The 18339-nt window shown below is 62.2% G+C and carries 17 protein-coding genes and 1 riboswitch; of the genes, 9 read left to right on the forward strand and 8 right to left on the reverse strand.

The window, feature by feature from the left end; all coding sequences use genetic code 11:
• Positions 1-7 precede the first annotated feature (7 nt).
• The 3 genes from coxB to KW825_RS12740 all read right to left on the reverse strand — a co-directional run bounded on the left by coxB (position 8) and on the right by KW825_RS12740 (position 3819).
• Positions 8-1192: a cytochrome c oxidase subunit II gene (coxB, locus tag KW825_RS12730; protein WP_256353848.1), complete on the reverse strand. Its 1185-nt coding sequence runs from the start codon at positions 1190-1192 to the stop codon at positions 8-10.
• Between the two features lie 243 nt (positions 1193-1435).
• On the reverse strand, positions 1436-3508 hold the full coding sequence (locus KW825_RS12735; RefSeq protein WP_218329426.1) for a tRNA(Met) cytidine acetyltransferase TmcA: 2073 nt from the start codon (positions 3506-3508) through the stop codon (positions 1436-1438).
• Positions 3505-3819, reverse strand: a complete 315-nt coding sequence (locus KW825_RS12740) for an HlyU family transcriptional regulator (RefSeq protein ID WP_218329427.1) — start codon at positions 3817-3819, stop codon at positions 3505-3507. The genes KW825_RS12735 and KW825_RS12740 overlap by 4 nt, the downstream gene beginning before the upstream one ends.
• 138 nt (positions 3820-3957) lie before the next feature.
• Here KW825_RS12740 and KW825_RS12745 point away from each other — a divergent pair, with 138 nt between their 5' ends.
• The 4 genes from KW825_RS12745 (at position 3958) to KW825_RS12760 (ending at position 7643) form a co-directional block, all read left to right on the forward strand.
• Positions 3958-4164: a bacterioferritin-associated ferredoxin gene (locus KW825_RS12745; RefSeq protein WP_042653176.1), complete on the forward strand. Its 207-nt coding sequence runs from the start codon at positions 3958-3960 to the stop codon at positions 4162-4164.
• Between the two features lie 144 nt (positions 4165-4308).
• Positions 4309-4788: a bacterioferritin gene (gene bfr / locus KW825_RS12750; RefSeq protein ID WP_042653177.1), complete on the forward strand. Its 480-nt coding sequence runs from the start codon at positions 4309-4311 to the stop codon at positions 4786-4788.
• 201 nt (positions 4789-4989) lie between these two features.
• A complete protein-coding gene (locus tag KW825_RS12755) occupies positions 4990-7095 on the forward strand; it encodes a DUF885 family protein (protein ID WP_218329428.1) in 2106 nt (701 codons plus the stop codon).
• 89 nt (positions 7096-7184) lie between these two features.
• Complete coding sequence (locus KW825_RS12760) at positions 7185-7643, forward strand: methylglyoxal synthase (protein WP_042653179.1); 459 nt, start codon at positions 7185-7187, stop codon at positions 7641-7643.
• Between the two features lie 114 nt (positions 7644-7757).
• On the opposite strand, the gene KW825_RS12765 is transcribed toward KW825_RS12760, so the two are convergent.
• Positions 7758-8345, reverse strand: a complete 588-nt coding sequence (locus KW825_RS12765; protein ID WP_033129473.1) for a superinfection exclusion B family protein — start codon at positions 8343-8345, stop codon at positions 7758-7760.
• Between the two features lie 170 nt (positions 8346-8515).
• Positions 8516-8624, forward strand: a riboswitch (yybP-ykoY riboswitch).
• 89 nt (positions 8625-8713) lie between these two features.
• On the opposite strand from KW825_RS12765, the gene KW825_RS12770 reads away from it, so the two are divergent.
• The gene (locus KW825_RS12770) at positions 8714-9700 is read left to right on the forward strand and encodes a sodium:calcium antiporter (RefSeq protein ID WP_218329429.1); all 987 of its coding nucleotides are present in this window, start codon (positions 8714-8716) and stop codon (positions 9698-9700) included.
• 89 nt (positions 9701-9789) lie between these two features.
• Here the strand turns inward: KW825_RS12770 and ansB are convergent, their stop codons facing one another.
• From ansB to KW825_RS12785, 3 genes are all read right to left on the reverse strand, one after another.
• A complete protein-coding gene (gene ansB, locus KW825_RS12775) occupies positions 9790-10848 on the reverse strand; it encodes an L-asparaginase 2 (protein WP_218329430.1) in 1059 nt (352 codons plus the stop codon).
• 129 nt (positions 10849-10977) lie between these two features.
• A complete protein-coding gene (locus KW825_RS12780) occupies positions 10978-11172 on the reverse strand; it encodes a heavy-metal-associated domain-containing protein (RefSeq protein WP_218329431.1) in 195 nt (64 codons plus the stop codon).
• Positions 11173-11390: 218 nt separating this feature from the next.
• A complete protein-coding gene (locus KW825_RS12785; protein WP_218329432.1) occupies positions 11391-12341 on the reverse strand; it encodes an AEC family transporter in 951 nt (316 codons plus the stop codon).
• Positions 12342-12495: 154 nt separating this feature from the next.
• Here KW825_RS12785 and treR point away from each other — a divergent pair, with 154 nt between their 5' ends.
• From treR to KW825_RS12805, 4 genes are all read left to right on the forward strand, one after another.
• Positions 12496-13443, forward strand: coding sequence for a trehalose operon repressor TreR (treR, locus tag KW825_RS12790; protein ID WP_218329433.1), 948 nt, complete (start codon positions 12496-12498; stop codon positions 13441-13443).
• Between the two features lie 191 nt (positions 13444-13634).
• Positions 13635-15059: a PTS trehalose transporter subunit IIBC gene (treB, locus tag KW825_RS12795; protein ID WP_218291538.1), complete on the forward strand. Its 1425-nt coding sequence runs from the start codon at positions 13635-13637 to the stop codon at positions 15057-15059.
• Positions 15060-15150: 91 nt separating this feature from the next.
• Positions 15151-16812, forward strand: a complete 1662-nt coding sequence (gene treC / locus KW825_RS12800) for an alpha,alpha-phosphotrehalase (RefSeq protein WP_218329434.1) — start codon at positions 15151-15153, stop codon at positions 16810-16812.
• Positions 16813-16815: 3 nt separating this feature from the next.
• Positions 16816-17463: a sugar O-acetyltransferase gene (locus KW825_RS12805; RefSeq protein WP_218329435.1), complete on the forward strand. Its 648-nt coding sequence runs from the start codon at positions 16816-16818 to the stop codon at positions 17461-17463.
• Positions 17464-17548: 85 nt separating this feature from the next.
• Here KW825_RS12805 and KW825_RS12810 read toward each other — a convergent pair whose 3' ends face one another.
• Positions 17549-18145 (reverse strand): Yip1 family protein, encoded by a 597-nt coding sequence (locus tag KW825_RS12810; protein ID WP_218329436.1) that lies wholly within the window; start codon positions 18143-18145, stop codon positions 17549-17551.
• Positions 18146-18339: the final 194 nt, after the last annotated feature.

Genomic DNA, 18339 nt, shown 5'->3' on the forward strand with positions numbered 1-18339 from the left:
CGGCTCCTCACTTGTCATTTTTCAGAAGGGACTGCACATCGGCAGCCTGAATGAGGTCACCGGTATTGTTGCCCCAGGCATTGCGTTCATAGGTCACCACGGCGGCAAGCTCCTGGGCGGTGAGCTGCTTGCCGAAGGGCTGCATCGCAGTCCCGCTCTTGCCATGCAGGACCAGGTTCAGGTGCTGGGCCCGGTTCTCGGCCAGGGTGGTGATCTTGCTGCCCTTCAGCGCGGGGAAGATGCCGGGCAAGCCGGTCCCCGCGGGCTGATGGCAGGCGGCGCAGTGACCCAGGAATACCTTCTCCCCCAGCTCCATGGCCTGTGGCAGGGTCATGGTTTGGCTGGCCAGGTCTTGCTGCTGGGCCTTGGCGGCGGCCTGATCATCTGCAGTCTTGGCAATCCAGCCATCAAACTCTTCGGCCGGTTTTGCCACAACCACTATGGGCATGAAGCCATGATCCTTGCCGCATAGCTCGGCACACTGCCCCCGATAGGTGCCGGGTCTGTCTATCCTGGTCCAGGACTCATTGATGTAGCCCGGGTTGGCATCCTTCTTCACCGCGAAGGCGGGCACCCACCAGGAATGAATGACATCATCCGAGGTCATCAGGAATCTGATTTTCTTGCCGACGGGCAATACCAAGGGGTGGTCGACCTCCAGCAAATAGGTGTCGCTCTTGGGCTGTTCACCCGAGATCTGTTTCTTGCTGGTGGCCAGCAGGGAATAAAACTCCACCGGGTGCTCGAGATATTTGTAATGCCATTTCCATTGAGATCCTGTGATGAGCACGGTCAAGTCGGCCTTGGAGGTATCTTCCATCTTCAACAGGGTCGAGGTGGCCGGGGCGGCCATCGCCACCAATATCAGCACGGGAATGGCGGTCCATAGCAATTCGATGCGGGTGCTCTCATGGAATTGGGCGGCCTTGGCGCCACGGGATTTCCGATGATGGATAATGGACCAGAGCATGGCCCCGAACACGAGCAGCCCGATCAGACAGCAGATATAGAAGATGGTCATGTGCAGGTCATAGACCCGCTGACTGATAGCGGTGGCCCCGCGCGTCATGTTGAATGTTATTTCGCTGGCGGAAACACTGCCGCCAGCGAGACATATCAGCCATGCGCCATGGTTAATTGCATTTTTTCCCACATGGCACTCCCTGTGCACGCTAGAAAAGATGGTGAGCATTAACCGCTGACATAACTAACCATCTGAAAATAATGCATTTATTAAAATCACTTTCACAATCAAGTATTAGTCCATATTCCGAAAAAGCCAAAATGAGGCCGATCAGGATGGACTCATCAGAGCGATTTTCATCGAATCTGATGGTGAGCCGCGCTCTTGAAGAGTGGCAGATAAACAAGGGGCGCATGGCGCCCCTTGTTTATCTATGCTGACTCACCATGACGGGGGCCGTCCCCTCCTGCCTCAGCCCCTGTCCTCGCCCCCGTCCAGCAACCGGGCCACCAGGGTCCTCAGGGACTTGATCAGGGCAGGCTTGCCCGCCAGTTTCAGCGCCCTGGCCAGCTCAGACCAGGGGGCATATTGCCAGATGCTGGCGATCAGCAGCCGGCGTTCGTCGGGCACCAGCTCATCCAGTGCGGTCACCCGGGCAGCCAGCCAGCGTTGCAGGCTGGACTGGCAAAGCTCGAACGGCTTGTGATGATGGGCAAAGCACATCAGCTCCTGGCGCTCAAACTCATCCAGCTCGGCCACATCGGTGACCATATCCCCACTCAGGCACTGCCAGATCAGCTCGGTATCCAGCCCCCTAAGCTCTCCCGCCAGCAGGGTCGGCAGCTGGCGCACGAAGCGCCGTCGCCATTCTGCCAGCTCCGGTTCCAGCGCCGTTTTCAGCGGCTTGAGCAGCAGGGCCGCATGGCTGCCGCTGGCCGCGTCCCGTTGCAGGCCGATGCGTAGCACCCTCAGGCCCGCCTTGCGCCAGAAGGGGAGCAAGTCGGCACTGGCGGAAAAGGCGGAGCCCAGATAGTCGAGCCCCAGTGCGCGGTAATGTGTCTCCAGCTTGCCCAGCAGCAAGGAGCCCAGCCCGTGGCGATGCAGCAGCGGATGGATGGCGATGCGCATCACCCTGGCATAGCTGCGCTCACCCGCCGTGGTGAACCCGGCGTGGGCGAGCAGGGACTGGGGCAACAGGTGACCCCTGGGACGTCGCCGCCCGGCCCAGATATCGCGGGCCAGCGCCGGCGCTATGTTGCCTTCCCGTGCCACCAGCGCGACCCCGAGCAGGCTCTGCTCTTGCTCCAGCAGGTGGATGTCGAGATCCGGGCTCTCCAGCAGAGATCTGAGATCGCTCGGGCTGGTCTGGTAGTGGGCCAGCACCAGCAGGCCGAACACCTGATCGAGCAGCGCCTCATCCTCCGCCAGCTTGTCCTGCCCGATCTGCCGCCAGCCTGGCGCCGTCGGGGGCGGTGGTGGCAGGACTTCGGCGTTGAGGCCGAGCAGGCGGAACACCAGTGGCTCCAGCGGATCGTGCTGGCTCCAGCGAATGGGTTCGGCCAGGCGCAGCTCCTGCCAATCCGGGGTCTGCCGGTCCAGCACCCGCTTGAAGCGCAGATGAAAGCCGCGCCCGGTACCCTCATAGCCGTGCTCCGTGGTTGCGAAGACGATGCGGTTGTGGCGCGCCAGCATGGCCTCCAGCAGCGGGGTCGGGATGGCGGCAGCCTCGTCCACCAGCAGCAGCGCCGGCTGAAGATCGCCCTGTACCAGCCGGTCCGGTGACACATAGCTCAGCCCGGCCAGCCGCTCAGGCGTGCTCGCCAGCGCCTCGGCGGCATGGGCAAACAGGGTCGCGACCGTGGCCTGGGACGGGGCCGTCACCACTATCTGCAGGGCGGGATCCTGACGCAGCAAATCGGCGGCGGCGAGGCCGAGCAGGGCGCTCTTGCCGCGGCCACGATCGGCGCTGAGCACCAGCGGGCGGCCGCGATGACCATGCAACACCTTGTGGATCGCGGGCAGGGCATGAGCCTGATCGGCACTGAGTGGCCGGCCGGGTCCCAGAGGCAGCCAAGGTTCCACCCCGGTCGGCGGACTCAGGGAGAGTGCAGGATCCCCAGCCAGCAACCGCACCAGCCGGGCGATAAAGCCGTGCCCCGCCCGGCCCGCATCCTCCGGCTGGGCCACCAGCCGCAGCCGGTCCGGATCCGGATAAGTGGGCCACTGCGCCCGGGGCGGTGTCAGCAGCAACAGCAGACCGCCGGCGCGCAGCGTGCCAGCCAAGGCGCCGAAGGCATCGGGATGAAAGCCGCTGAATGCGTTTAGCACGAGCGTGTCGCACTCCTGACCCAGCCGCTGCAACGCCTTGGCGGCCGGCAAGGGGGCGTACCGCTCAGGCCCCTCCCCCAGCCAGAAGACAGCCTCCCCGAGCAGGGGCTCGGCCCGGGCGATGCAATCCGCCTCCCCCCCTTCCAGCCAGATCAGACGCCGCTCGCCACCATGGGCGAGCGCCAGGCGCAGGGTGCTCGACTCGACGGGGGTCATGAGGCGCCGTGGTCGCCGGATTTGACGCGGGGCTCGAACATGCGCTCCCCCATCTGATCGATGAAGGTATGCGCCTTCTGCACCATGAAACGCTCGGCATCGGCCGGGCTCGCGAACAGATCGGAGCGGATGAAGCGGTGGGTCAGCAGGGCGCCATCCACCTCCCTGGTGATGCGGCCCGCCAGCCGGTACTGGCCCCCTTCCGCCATGGGCTCGGGGTAGATGAGATAACCGGCGTATTCGGTCGGGGTCACCTCGACAACAGGTGTCGGCTGGCCTTTGAACAGGGTGCTGAGCAGTTTCTTGAGCATGATAGTCTCCTCTCTGATGGGAGCATTGTCCCCAAGGGGTGAATGGCTGGCAAGCGGGTGAGCTTATTCCTAATCGTTATTTGCATTGCGAACAGTTCTCATTTAGATTTCATCTCAATCCAGCATGAGGTCAGAATTATGTACGTGTGTTTGTGCCGCGGCATCACAGATACCCAGATCCGCAAGGCGGTACAGGCAGGCAAGACCGAGTTCCGACAACTGAAACAGTCGCTGGAAGTGGGTGCCCAGTGCGGCAAGTGTGTACGCATGACCATGGAGATCATCGCCGCCGAACTCGACAAGGTGGAATCGGATCAGGAACCGCTCTATTACGAAGTGGCCTGATACCGCGATTTGATTTTCTACGCAGATCCCTCACGGGATCCCCGCACCCTCAGGCGAGCCAATTCGTCAGCCCCCTTATTGTCATCGTTCTGGACTAAGCTCTAGTGATCGACGCCGCAGGCACGAACATAAGGAGTAATGTCGATGAAAGGAGATCCCAAGATCATTGCCCACCTGAACAGGGTGCTGGCCAATGAGCTGGTTGCCATCAACCAATACTTCCTGCATGCCCGTATCTACGATGACTGGGGCCTCAAGGGGCTCGGGCACAAGGAATACCATGAATCCATCGACGAGATGAAACACGCCGACGAGCTGGTCAAGCGGGTGCTGTTTCTCGAGGGGCTGCCCAACTTGCAGGATCTGGGCAAGCTGCGCATCGGCGAAACAGTGGAAGAGATGCTGCGCTGCGATCTTTCCCTGGAGATGGATGCCATCCCCGACCTGAAGGTGGCCATCACCTACGCCGAGTCCGTGCATGACTACGTCAGTCGCGACCTGTTTCAGGATATCCTGGAGGACGAGGAGGAACATGTCGACTGGCTGGAGACCCAGCTCGATCTCATCGATCGCATCGGCCTGGAAAACTATCAGCAATCACAGCTCCACTCGGGCACATCCTGAATAGTTATCGCATGAATAAACGACACCAAAACCCGCTGAGGCGGGTTTTTTCTGCTCCCTGTGCATAGCTTTTCATCACGCTTATACATATGAAAAACAAGGTTATTTTTGTTAAGCAAGTCGCAAAAAACCGATCCTTGCAGGTGCACTATTGGAACCCATTTGGGAGTTCACAATAACAATGCTTTAAAGGACTAAAACATGCACTTCTTGCCCAACAAGGTGACGCTGGCCTGCGCCATCGCCCTCACGATGACCGCCTGCAACGACAACAGCTCCACTACCCCGGCGGATCCCGCCGCCACCAAGGCCGCCCTGATGCAAACCATGGACGATGCCCTGCGCGAGAGCCAGGCGCTGGATCCCTATGGCTTTGCCATCGATGAACAGACCCTCGCCAAACGCAAGGCGCTCGACGGGTCGCTGCTCAAGCGACTGGACGCCATGGACCCGAACGTACTGAGCGAGCGGGATCGGTTGTTCTACGACATGATCCGCTGGGATCTGCAGATCAACCTGGCCGGCTACGAGCTGCCCCAATCCCAAATCCCCATCCATCACTTCCGCAACCGGGTGGTGGATCTGGCCGATGAGGTCGGCACAGCCCCCGCCAACGGCAGGGCCGCCCGCACCGTCGGCAGCGGCTTCGACTATTTCGAGCAGAGCTCGGCAGATAGGGTGGCCCCGGGTGATGCCGCCTGGCGGCGGGATCTCGACCGCACGGCCACGGCACCTGCGCCGGCCACTCAGGCGCGGGCGGCGACGGCCCCCCTGGCCTGGTATCAGGAGCATCTGACCTGGCTCAAGGCCTATGACGCCTATCTGGCCGAGGTGAAGCACCAGTTCGAACTGGGCAGCGCCCAGGGCAACACCCTGCCGGATGAGCTGGTGGACAGGCTGCTGGCCCAGCTGAACAGCAAGCTGGATGGTGAGGCGATCGCCGGCGCCTATCTCGGCTGGCAACAGCTGCCGGGGGAGGCCGACGAGGCGCTGCGCACCGACTACAAGGGGGTGCTGGACAGCATCAACGGCCGCTATCTGGCGCTGCGGGACTATCTGGATTATCGGCATGGCGGTGCCTATGCGGTACGCCTGGGCAGCGGTGAGTGCGACGACGGCTTCTGCGGCATGACCAATGGCCGCGACTGGTACCGCTGGCTGCTGAAGAAACACAGCACCACCAACATGACGCCGGAGGAGGTGCATGAGCTGGGGCTGAGCGAGGTGGATCGGATCTTCGGCGCCATGGTCAAGGTGTGCCATACCGTCGGCAAGTGTGACAGCGAGGAGGTGGCCAAGAGCAAGCAGAACGGCCAAATCTACGCCTTCTTCCGCTACCTCAACGAGCCGGGCTTCTTCTACCAGAATCCGCTGTCGGCCTGGTCTGCCGGCCTCAATCCGGCTAACGCGGCAGGGGCTGCGCTGAGCGAGCCTCAGCAACAGGCGCTGGCCGAGCATGAGCGCGCGCTGCGGGAGTACAACGTCTTCAAGAGCAAGGCGGCGCTGGTGCTGCCGGACTTCTTCGATGCCGAGCGCACCATTCCCAAGCTGGACTACGAGGTGGTGCCCGTCGCCTACGAGGATGCGCCCTACGGCGGGGTCGCCTGGTATCAGGACGGCAACCCCCAGACCGGGCGCAAGGGGCAGTTCTTCCTCAACACCTTCTACCCCTATGGCCTGCAGAGCTGGAACATCAGCACCCTGCTGGCCCACGAGGGCGCGCCGGGCCACCACTTCCAGATCACCATAGCCCAGGAGCTGGCGGCCAAGGATCCCGACTTCCCGCAGTACGTGGCGAACGCCTCCTACACCGCCTATGCGGAAGGCTGGGCGCTCTACACCGAATACCTGGCGGATCACGACATGGGGCTCTATCAGGGCCGTGGCCTCTACGATCCGGCCGTGGGAGATGCCAAGCTGGAGGGCTCGCCTGCGTTCAACAACCAGTTGCAGTACTTCGGCCGCCTCAACGAGGAGATGCTCAGGGCCATGCGGCTGGTGGTGGATACCGGCATTCACTGGTATGGCTGGAGCCACGACAGGGCCGTCGGTTACATGCAGGAGAACTCGGCGCTGGGGGCGGGAGACATCAGCTCAGAAGTGCCGCGCTACATGGCCTACACCGGCCAGGCGACCTCCTACAAGGCGGGCCAGCTGGCGCTGATCCGGATGCGCGAATCCGCCGAGCAGGCCATGGGCGGCCGGTTCGACCTCAAGGCGTTCCACCACCAGGTGCTGGAATACGGCATGTTGCCCATCTCGGTGCTGGAGCGGAAGAATCAGCAGTGGATTGAACAGTCGAAGTGATCACAGTTACGGCGCCCGGCAAGGCAGCGGGCGCCGCTTTCGATTAGGATACAGCCCTACATTCCATCACTATGCTACGGATGATATCCATGGACCAGATTACACGTGAGATGGCGCCCCACAAGCGGGTGGCGCTGGTGGCTCACGACAACATGAAAGCCCCATTGCTGAACTGGGTGCTGCGCCGCAAGGAGGAGCTCAAGCTCCACCACCTCTATGCGACCGGCACCACCGGCACCCTGCTCGGCAAGCAGGCGCAGCTGCCCATCACCTGCCTCTTCTCCGGCCCCATGGGCGGCGATCAGCAGCTCGGTGCCCTCATCGCCGAGGGCAAGATCGACGTGATGATCTTCTTCTGGGATCCCCTCAATGCCGCGGCGCACGATCCGGATGTGAAGGCGCTGTTGCGCCTGGCGGCGGTGTGGAACATCCCGGTCGCCACCAACGAGGCGACCGCAGACTTCATCATGGACAGCCCCCACATGCAGCGGGCCTTCAGCGTGCAGATCCCCGACTACGCCGGTTATTTGAAAGCCAGAACAGAATAAGGGCAGATCCGTCAATCTGCGCCGGTTACTTGAAAGCCAGAGCCGCATAAAAACAGCCAGATAGCAAAGAGCCGGACATTGTCCGGCTCTTTTCATTTGAAGGATGACGGCGACTCAGCGCTGGAGGCTCTTCTGGGCGAACTTGGGCCTGGCGTTCATGATCTGCTCCACCTGCTCGTCGCTCATCTTGCCACGGGAGAGCCCCAACACCTTGTAGGTGAGCAGCGGCCGCGCCGGCAGGGCGATCATCAGGGCGCGGATCTGGTTCTCGTCCTCTTTCTCCCGCACCGGCTTGCCATATGCATAGGTCAGCACCCCGGCATCCATCAGGTTTTTGACGGCGGGCTCGGTGATCGGCAAGTTTATGACGCTTTTACGCTGCAGCACGAACTCGCGCAGCACCGCCTTCTCGTTGAAATCGAGGAAGCCGATCATCTGGGCCAGCAGCCCCTGCTGACGGCGGGACTGCCACTCGTCACAGGCCCACTCCCAGGCGATCAGGAAACCCTGGCTGCAGAAGTAGGAGATGGCGATCAGCATGCCAACCCCGAGCCAGGCGGCGTGCACCGTGGCCCACTGGCTGACGGCCCCCTTCATCAGGCCGGCCGGAAACAGCAAGATGATGCTGCAGCAGAGCAGCAACCAGACCATGAGCCAGTTGAGGCGGTTCAGCTGATAGAAATGTTGGATCCACCGTTTCATCGTTCATCCTTCCCAGAGCATTGTGGACAGTACTCAGCTGATAGCAATCGCTGTGCCAATGCGCAGCTAAGGTGGGCAAGGAAACAGACCGGGCGTTACATCCCCTTACAACTTGTTGATCCCATTATTATTAATTTCCCTTGTGAGACGGCCACCGGGTTGGTAAAAAACCTGCACTGTCATTGGGGAGTAGCAACCCGCCCGTGATCCGGGCAGGGCTCATGTCAACATTCTTGGATCTTTCGGTCCATGGCATGGGCGGCGATAGCATCTATCGCTCTGCAAGACCTTTGGCCTCGATATGCTAGCCAGCCAGGCGAGCCGTATCGGGTCCATCGGTTGTTCTGCTCGCCTGGCGGTTGCCCATCATGCCGATCACCCTGCTGTTGTTCCTGCTCTCCGCCGTCACCATCTATCTCGCCTGCGAATATTTCGTCAACGGCATCGAGTGGACCGGTCATCACCTCAAATTATCCCAGAGCGCCACCGGCTCCCTGCTTGCCGCCCTCGGCACGGCGTTGCCGGAGTGCATCGTCACCCTGAGCGCCCTGCTGATGGGGGATGCCCCTGCTCAGCAACAGATAGGGATAGGTGCCGCCCTCGGCGGTCCGTTGGTGCTCTCCACCCTGGGTTATGCCGCCGTCGGCCTGACCCTGCTGCTCTGCCTTAGCCCTGAGCAGAGGGTCATCGAGGAGGCAGTGCAACGGGAGACAGGCCGGGATCAACCCTGGTTTGCCGGCATCTTCCTGGTGGCGGTGGCGCTCGGCATGGTGACCTTCGACGGCAAGGCCTGGCTGGCGCCGCTGTTCGTGCTGATCTATCTGGTCTATGTGCGGCGTGAGCTGAGGCAGACCGACAGCCATGAGGTCTCGTTGCCGGCCCCCCTCAAGCTGGATCCCGGGGCCAGGATCCCGGCGCCGGGCAAGGTGTTGCTGCAGACCCTGGGGGCGCTGCTGGCGGTGACGCTGGCGGCTCAACTCTTTGTTCATCAGCTGGAGAGCATGGGCGAACTGCTCGGCCTCTCCCCCGCCTTGGCGGCCCTGTTGCTGAGCCCGGTGGCGACCGAGATGCCGGAGCTGATGAACGTGCTGATCTGGGTGCGCCAGGGCAAGAACCGGCTGGCGCTGGCCAACATCTCCGGCGCCATGATGATCCAGGGCACCATTCCCAAGGCGTTCTGCCTGCTGTTCACCCCCTGGCTGCTGGACAGCACCATGCTGGTCTTCTCGCTGGTGACCCTGCTGGCGGTGGTGCTGCTGTGGTGGGGCTTTCGCCGGGGGAGGATGACGGCGGCCAGGCTCGCCTGGGTGGGGCTGGTCTATCTCGCTTCCTGTGGCTGGCTGGGGGTGAGCTGAGGGCACGGCTTGCCCACGAGAAAGGGCAGGATGAGATCCTGCCCTTGTTTATTTTCATGGGGTTATGTCAGCCGGGTTGAGCCCCGGGATCAGAACTGCTGGAACCAGCGCTGGATCTGGGCCGGATCCTTGCTCTGGGTCAGGGAGAGCATCAGCAGGATGCGCGCCTTCTGCGGGTTCAGGGTGCCGGCGGCCACGAAGCCGTACTTGGCGTCATCGATCTCGGCATCCAGGGTGGTGGCGCCGGTCGGCACGCGGGCGGAACGCACCACCCGGATGCCATCCTTGCTCGCCTTGGCCAGGGTATCAAACAGGCTGTGGTAGAGGTTGCCGTTACCTACGCCGGCGCTGACGATGCCGTCAAACTTGGCATCCACCATGGCTTTGGCGGGCAGATCGGTGGCGTTGGCGTAGTTGTAGACGATGCCCACCTGCGGCAGCTTGTCGAGCTTGCTCACGTCGAACGGGGTCTTGCTGGTGTGCAGGCGGGCCGGGCTGCGCTGGTAGTCGATCTTGCCGTTGTGGATGTAACCGAGCGGGCCGAAGTTGGGGGCGGCAAAGGTCTGCACCCCTGTGGTGTTGGTCTTGGTGACGTCACGGGCGTCCAGCACGGTGTCGTTCATGGCCACCATGACGCCACGGCCCTTGGATTCGGGATCGGAGGCGGTGACCACTGCGTTGTACAGATTCAGCGGGCCGTCGGCACTCATGGCGGTGGAGGGGCGCATGGCGCCGACCAGCACCACCGGCTTGTCGCTCTTGACGGTGAGGTTAAGGAAGTAGGCGGTCTCCTCCATGGTGTCGGTGCCGTGGGTGATGACGATGCCATCCACGTCATCCTTGGCCAGCAGTTCATTCACCCGTTTGGCCAGCTTGAGCCACACCTCGTCGTTCATGTCCTGGGAGCCGATCTTGACCACCTGCTCCCCCTGCACCGCGGCGATGTTCTTCATCTCGGGCACGGCGGCGATCAGCGTCTCGATGGCGACCTTGCCAGCCTCGTAGTTGGATTGGGTCGCGGACTGTCCCGCCCCGGCAATGGTGCCGCCCGTCGCCAGGATGTGCACGCTGGGCAGAGCCATGGCCATGGGGGAGAGGGTCATGCCGAGGACGACGGCGAGCAGGGTCTTGCGGATAGGGTGGGTCATGCTGCAATCCTTTTGGGTTAGTTGACTGCAGCATTTTCATCCATTTTGAATCGTTTTTAAGTGATCAATCTCAACAATAAAAACAAGTAAACAGAATATTGGTCTGATTTTTACCCATATAGGGATAAATCACTCCGCACTGAACCCCTTGGCTTCGATCAGCGCGATCAACTCGGCCTTGCCCAGCTCGCTCTCGATGACGGCCTTGCTGCTGCCAAAGTCGACCCGGGCCTGGCTGACGGCGCCTTGGGCCAGCAGGGCCTTCTGCAGACTGGCGGCGCAGCCACCGCAGGACATGCCGGATACTTTGAGTTCTATGGTCATGAGATGTCTCCTCTGTTGATGTGATCTCAGCCTAAAGCTACCGCTAGCGGCAAGGTCAAGCCCCGCTCGTCATCAATAAACATGCCCTGTATTCACCGTCATCCCATCAGTCCCAAGTAGTTCATCAGGGCGGCACCCAGGCTGGTGCTGATCAGCGAGCCCAGGGTGGTGGTGGCGATGACATATTGACGGCGAACACACCGTCATCGGATGCATCGCTAGCCCATCAGCCCGAGGTAGTTCATCAGGGCGGCGCCCAGGCTGGTACTGATCAATGAACCGAGCGTGGTGGTGGCGATGATGTTGGCGGCCAGCACGCTGTCGCCGCCCATGGCGCGGGTCATCACATAGCTGGCGGCCGCCGTCGGCGTGGAGCTGATCAGGAACAGAATGCCGAGCGCCTGGGTGCTGAAACCGAGCGCCCAGGCCCCCACCACCAGTAGCACCGGAATACAGAACAGGCGGTTGGCGGTGGCCCAGCCGGTCAGCGTCGCACCGCCGCGCAGGGCCTTGAGATTGAGGCTGGCGCCGGTGCACAGCAGCGCCAACGGCAGGGTCATGTTGGCAAAGTAGTTGCCGGTGGTGATGACCAGTTGCGGCAATTCGATGCCGAGCAGGCCGACAGGCAGCGCCGAGAGTATGGCAATGATCAGCGGGTTCTTGGCGATCCCCTTCAGGATCGGCCTGATCCCCCGCCCTCCCCCCAGACTGCGGGTCAGGGTGATGACAGCGAGAATGTTGTAAAGCACGGTCACCGCCCCCACCAGCAGCGCCGCGGCCCCTATCCCCTCTGAGCCATAGGCATTCTGCACATAGGCCAGCCCCATGATCCCCATGTTGCCGCGAAAGCTGCCCTGCACGAAGATGCCGCGCTGGCGCGGCTCCGCGATGAAACGGGACGCCAATGCCTCGAGCACCAGGAAGGCGGCGAGCGTGCCCAGCAAGCCGTAGAGGATGAGCCAGGGGCTCGGCATGGTGGAGAAGTCGGTACGCACCATGCTGAGGAACAGCAGGGCCGGCAGGGTGACCTGGAACACCAGCCGCGAGGCGGACTCGACAAAGCTGTCTGGCAACAGGCCGAGGCGCTTGAGCCAGATCCCGAGCAGCAGCACCATGCAGATGGGGCCCGTGATGGAGAGGGAGAAGTGCAGACTTGCCAACAGATCCATGATGCGCGTCCTGTGCGATGCGAGCGGCAGGCCGCCAGCCGGAATGGAGAGGGGAAGAGCCGCCATTCTAACGCCATGGGCTTGTATTCACAGGGGTTAATCACAACAATGTGGGCAATGACCTCGCAGCCCTGATGTGGAAAGCACCCGACCTATGGAAAAGAAACTGACCATCCTCGACATCGCCCGTCTCTGTGGCGTCGGCAAGTCGACCGTCTCCCGGGTGCTCAATCAGGATCCCAAGGTCAAGCCACAGACCCGCGAGCGGGTGGAGCAGGTCATCGCCCTGCACGGCTTCGTGCCGAGCAAGTCGGCCAGGGCCATGCGCAACCAGAGTCAGCAGGTGGTGGGCATCATCGTCTCCCGGCTCGATTCCAGCTCGGAAAACCAGGCGGTGCGCGGCATGCTGGAGACCCTCTACGCCCGCGGCTACGACGCCGTGCTGATGGAGAGCAAGTTCTCCCCCGACAAGGTGAGCGAACACCTGGCCGTGCTGGCGCGGCGCGGGGTGGATGGCATCATCCTGTTTGCCTTCAACGATCTCGACTATGCCGCCATGACACCGCTGCGAGAGAGGTTGGTGCTGGTGGCCCGCGAATACCCCGGTTTCTCCTCGGTCTGCTTCGACGATGGGGGGGCGGTGCGCACCATGCTGACACAGCTGGAAGCACGCGGCGCCCGCGACATCGCCTACCTCGGGGTGGATGCCTCGGATCTCACCACCGGCCAGCGTCGGCTGGATGCCTATCTGGCCTACTGCCGGGAACAGGGTCGCCTACCGCGCTCCGCGCTCGGGGATCTCAGCCTGCAGAGCGGTTATCGGCTGGCGGCCGAGCTGCTCACCCCCACCACCCAGGCGCTGGTCTGCGCCAGCGATACCCTCGCCATGGGCGCGGCCAAATACCTGCAGGAGCAAGGCCGCGGCGAGGTGCTGGTGACCGGCCTTGGCAACAATCCCCTGCTCAGCTTCCTGTTTCCCAACGCCCTCAGCCTGGATCTCGGCTACAAGGGCGCGGGGGAGCAAGCCGCACGCCAGCTGCTCGGTCAGATCGAGCAGGACAGATCGCCGCAAGCCACCATAGCCCCCTGCCAGCTGTTGTGAGCCTCATCACTCGTTGCTGAGCGAAATTCGCACATTCTGTGACTCTCACCACGAAATGGGAACGTTCCCATTTCTGTCGGGAGCGATTGGTAGCATGCTAAATAGGAACTATACCAAGAACACTTGGGCCAGCAGGCTGGCCCTACAGGGTGATGCATACCAAACTCAATAGAGTCACAGAGGGAAGACTCATGTCCAAGATCAACGCACAACATCTGGCCCAGCTTATCGACAAGATCGGCGGCAAGGAGAACATCGCCACCGTAAGCCATTGCCTGACCCGGCTGCGCTTCGTGCTCAATGACCCGGCCAAGGCCGACTCCAAGGCCATCGAGACCATACCGGCGGTGAAGGGAAGCTTCACCCAGGGCGGACAGTTCCAGGTGGTCATCGGCAACGAGGTGGAGCAGTGGTACAAGGCGCTCACCGAGGAGATCGGGGTCAGCGGTGCCAGCAAGGATGCCGCCAAGCAGGCGGCGCGCCACAACATGAACCCGCTGGAGCGTGGCATCTCCCACCTGGCGGAGATCTTCGTGCCGCTGCTGCCCGCCATCATCACCGGCGGTCTGATCCTGGGGTTTCGCAACGTCATCGGCGACATCAAGATGTTCGATGGCAAGACCCTCACCGAGATCAGCCAGTTCTGGGCCCAGGTGCACGCCTTCCTCTGGCTGCTGGGTGAGGCGATCTTCCACTTCCTGCCGGTCGGCGTCTGCTGGTCCGCGGTGAAGAAGATGGGGGGCTCCGAGATCCTGGGGATAGTGCTGGGGATCACGCTCGTCTCTCCGCAACTGATGAATGCCTACGCCATCGGCCAGCAGGTGCCCGAGGTGTGGGACTTCGGTCTGTTCGTCATCGAGAAGGTGGGCTATCAGGCCCAGGTCATTCCGGCCCTGCTGGCGGGGGTGGCGCTCGCCTATATCGAGACCAACCTCAAGCGCATCATCCCGGCCTATCTCTACCTGGTGATAGTGCCCTTCATCTCCCTGCTGCTGGCGGTGATCCTGGCCCACACCCTGATCGGCCCCTTCGGTCGCTGGATTGGTGAGGGCGTCGGCTTCGCCGCCAAGGCCGCCATGACCGGCTCCTTCGCTCCCATAGGCGCGGCCCTGTTCGGCTTCCTCTACGCCCCCCTGGTCATTACCGGCATCCACCACACCACCAACGCGGTGGACTTGCAGCTGATGCAGAGCATGGGCGGCACCCCGATCTGGCCGCTGATCGCACTGTCCAACATCGCCCAGGCGTCTGCGGTGGTGGGCATCATCCTGATCAGCCGCAAGGAGAACGAGCGGGAGATCTCGGTGCCTGCCGCCATCTCAGCCTATCTCGGCGTGACCGAGCCGGCCATGTACGGCATCAACCTCAAGTACAAGTTCCCCATGCTGTGCGCCATGGTGGGCTCGAGCTGCGCGGCCCTCATCTGCGGCTTCGCCGGGGTGATGGCCAATGGCATAGGGGTCGGCGGTCTGCCGGGCATCCTCTCCATCCAGCCGCAGTACTGGGCCATCTATGCCGTCGCCATGCTGGTGGCCATAGTGGTGCCCCTGGCGCTGACCCTGCTGGTCTACAAACGCCAGCAGGCGGCCGGCAAGCTGGAGCTGACTGCCGCCTAAGTGGCTGGCACAGAGGCGGAGCCCAGGCTCCGCCCTTTTTATCGTCCTTTTTCAATCCGTTACCCGTTTCAACAAGATGAGCGACCCGACCATGAAACAGACTCCCTGGTGGCAGAGTGCCGTGATTTACCAGATCTACCCCAAGAGCTTTCAGGATTCCGGCGCCCGCGGCACCGGCGATCTCAAGGGGATCATGGCCCGCCTCGACTACCTCAAGACCTTAGGGATAGATGCCCTCTGGCTGACCCCGGTCTACGTCTCCCCCCAAGTGGACAACGGCTACGATATCGCCGACTACCTGGCGATCGATCCCGCCTACGGCACCATGGCCGATTTCGAGGCGCTGCTGGCGGCCGCCCACGAGCGCGGCATCCGCATAGTGATGGACATAGTGGTCAACCACACCTCCACCGAACACGCCTGGTTCAAATCCGCCATGGGGGATAAACACAGCCCCTATCGCGACTACTACATCTGGCAAGATCCTGTGGCGGGCGGCGTGCCGAACAACTGGCAGTCCAAGTTTGGCGGCAGCGCCTGGGAGCTGGACCCCGCCACCGGCCAGTACTATCTGCATCTGTTTGCCCGCGAGCAGGCGGATCTGAACTGGGAGAATCCGGCGGTGCGGGCCGAGGTGAAGAAGGTCATTCACTTCTGGGCCGACAAGGGGGTCGATGGCTTCCGGTTAGACGTCATCAACCTCATCTCCAAGGATCAGGCCTTCCCGAACGACGACCTGGGCGATGGCCGCCGCTTCTACACCGACGGGCCACGCATTCACGAATTCCTGCAGGATATCAGCCGCGATGTCTTCGCCCCGGTGGGCGCCATGACGGTGGGCGAGATGTCCTCCACCTCGCTGGCGCACTGCCAGCGCTACGGCGCGCTGGATGGCTCCGAGCTCTCCATGGTGTTCAACTTCCATCATCTGAAGGTCGACTACCCAAACGGTGACAAGTGGACCAAGGCCCCCTTCGATTTCCTCGAGCTCAAGCGCATCTTCAACCACTGGCAGAGCGGCATGCACGGCAAGGCCTGGTCGGCCCTGTTCTGGTGCAACCACGATCAGCCGCGCATCGTCTCCCGCTTCGGCGACGAGGGCGAGCACAGAGTGGCGGCCGCCAAGATGCTGGCCAGCACGCTGCACGGCCTGCAGGGCACCCCCTACATCTATCAGGGGGAGGAGATCGGCATGATCAACCCCGGCTATGGCAGCATCCATGACTATCAGGATGTGGAGAGTCGCAACATCTTCGCCATCAAGCAGGGCGAAGGGGTGCCAGAGGCGGAGATCCTCGCCATTCTCGGCGCTAAGTCGCGGGACAACTCCCGCACGCCCATGCAGTGGAGCGCGGCCCCCAACGCCGGGTTCACGACAGGCACCCCCTGGCTCAAGCCTGCCGCCAACTACCCCGAGATCAATGCCGAGGCCGCGCTGGCCGACGCCGACTCGGTGTTCTGGCACTACCGGGATCTGATTGCCCTGCGCAAGGCGCACCCCATCTTCACTCAGGGGGATTATCAGGAGCTGCTGCCGGGCCACGAGCGCCTCTGGGCCTATAGCCGCAGCTGGCATGGCCAACGCCTGCTGGTGGTGAGCAACTTCTACGGCGAGCCAGCGGACTTTGCCCTGCCCGAAGGAATGCAAGCCGGCGAGGGACGCCTGCTGCTTGGCAACTACCCGGACAGCCCGACCCGACTGCAGTCTTGCCGGCTGCGGCCCTATGAATCCCTGATCTGGCTGGTGGAGTAGATGATGACTGAGGCAACGACCATGGTGGCAACCCAGTCGCAGCAGGGCGCTCAGCCAGAGCGTGGCCAGGAGTGGCACAAGATGGTGGCGGGGCAGCCCTATGATGCGGCTGACCCCGAGCTCAAGGCGGCGCGCGAGCGCTGCCGCTGCCTCTATCACAGCTTCAACACCCGTTGGCAGGAGAAACCCGAGCGGGACGCCCTGCTGCGCGAGTTGCTCGGCAGCCGCGGCGCTTCCTGTGCCATCAACCCACCCTTCTTCTGCGACTATGGCGCCAATATCTTTGTGGGGGAGAACTTCTACGCCAACGTCAACTGCACCATCCTCGACGTGTGCGAGGTGCATATCGGCGACAACGTGCTGCTGGCGCCCGGGGTGCAGATATATACCGCCGCTCATCCCGTTGCCGTCTCGCCGCGCATCAAAGGGGTGGAGTTCGGCAAGCCGGTGCGGATCGGCAACAACGTCTGGATCGGCGGCAGCGTCGTCATCTGCCCCGGCGTCACCATAGGCAATAACAGCGTCATCGGCGCCGGCTCAGTGGTGACCAGGGATATTCCGGCCAATGTGGTCGCCGTCGGTAATCCCTGCAAGGTGCTAAGGCCCATGACGGCGGAGGAGCTGGCAGGGATGGGCCCTGCGGAGGCGTAGTGAACCTGTATCGAACGATGACAAAGGCGCCATCAAGGCGCCTTTGTCATTTCCGATAAAGGACCTGATGCAGGCCCCTGCCTCGCTAGGTAAACACGGGGCCAAAGCCAGAGCCCCACAGAACGGCGGTGGTCGCCAGCACGCAGACCAGCAGCACCAATCCGACCGTGACCACAGAGCTGGCATAGATGAACCCCTGCTCCTTGGGAATGTGCATCAGGATAGGGACGCCGACATAGAGCAGGTAGACGGAGTAGCTGAGCCCGATGAGACCGATCATCATGACGAACCAGAGATGGGGGTAGAAGGCCGATAGCCCGACCATGAACAGCGGGGTGGAGGTATAGGCTGCCAGCTCGAGTGTCGTCGTGTAGCTGGGGTCAGAGCCGAAGGTGTGACCCATCCAGTGCGCCAGATAGGCCAAGGCAAACACCCCTATGACCAGCGCCACGTACATGGCCACCGACAGCATGAAGGCGCTGTCCGAGGTCAGGGTGATGGGATCGCCTACACCTATGCTCCAGCCGATATGGACGGCGGAGTAATAGGCGCAGACTGACGGGATAAGGGCCACGATAAGAATATGGGTCAGACTGTTTCTGAAACTGTCGTGCGCCTCGTCTATGGTATGCCATTCGGTGTGAGGATGGGCATACAATCCCCATAAGTGGTTTAATATCATAGCGTTATTCCTTTTCAGCTTGGATTGTGAATCGTCGTATACCGCTCGCGCTCCTCTCTATCATTGTTGCATCGCTCGACGGACCGTCCATTGCAACCGCTACGGCTAGCTTTAAATAAAGCTGCTCCCCTCCCCGGGCGTCAAGGAAGGAACCGGGAACCACAGAAACAGAAAAGCCCGGCGTTGCGGCCGGG

Origin of the sequence: Aeromonas sp. sif2433, assembly GCF_019218705.1 — a bacterium.
Classification (GTDB): domain Bacteria; phylum Pseudomonadota; class Gammaproteobacteria; order Enterobacterales; family Aeromonadaceae; genus Aeromonas; species Aeromonas encheleia.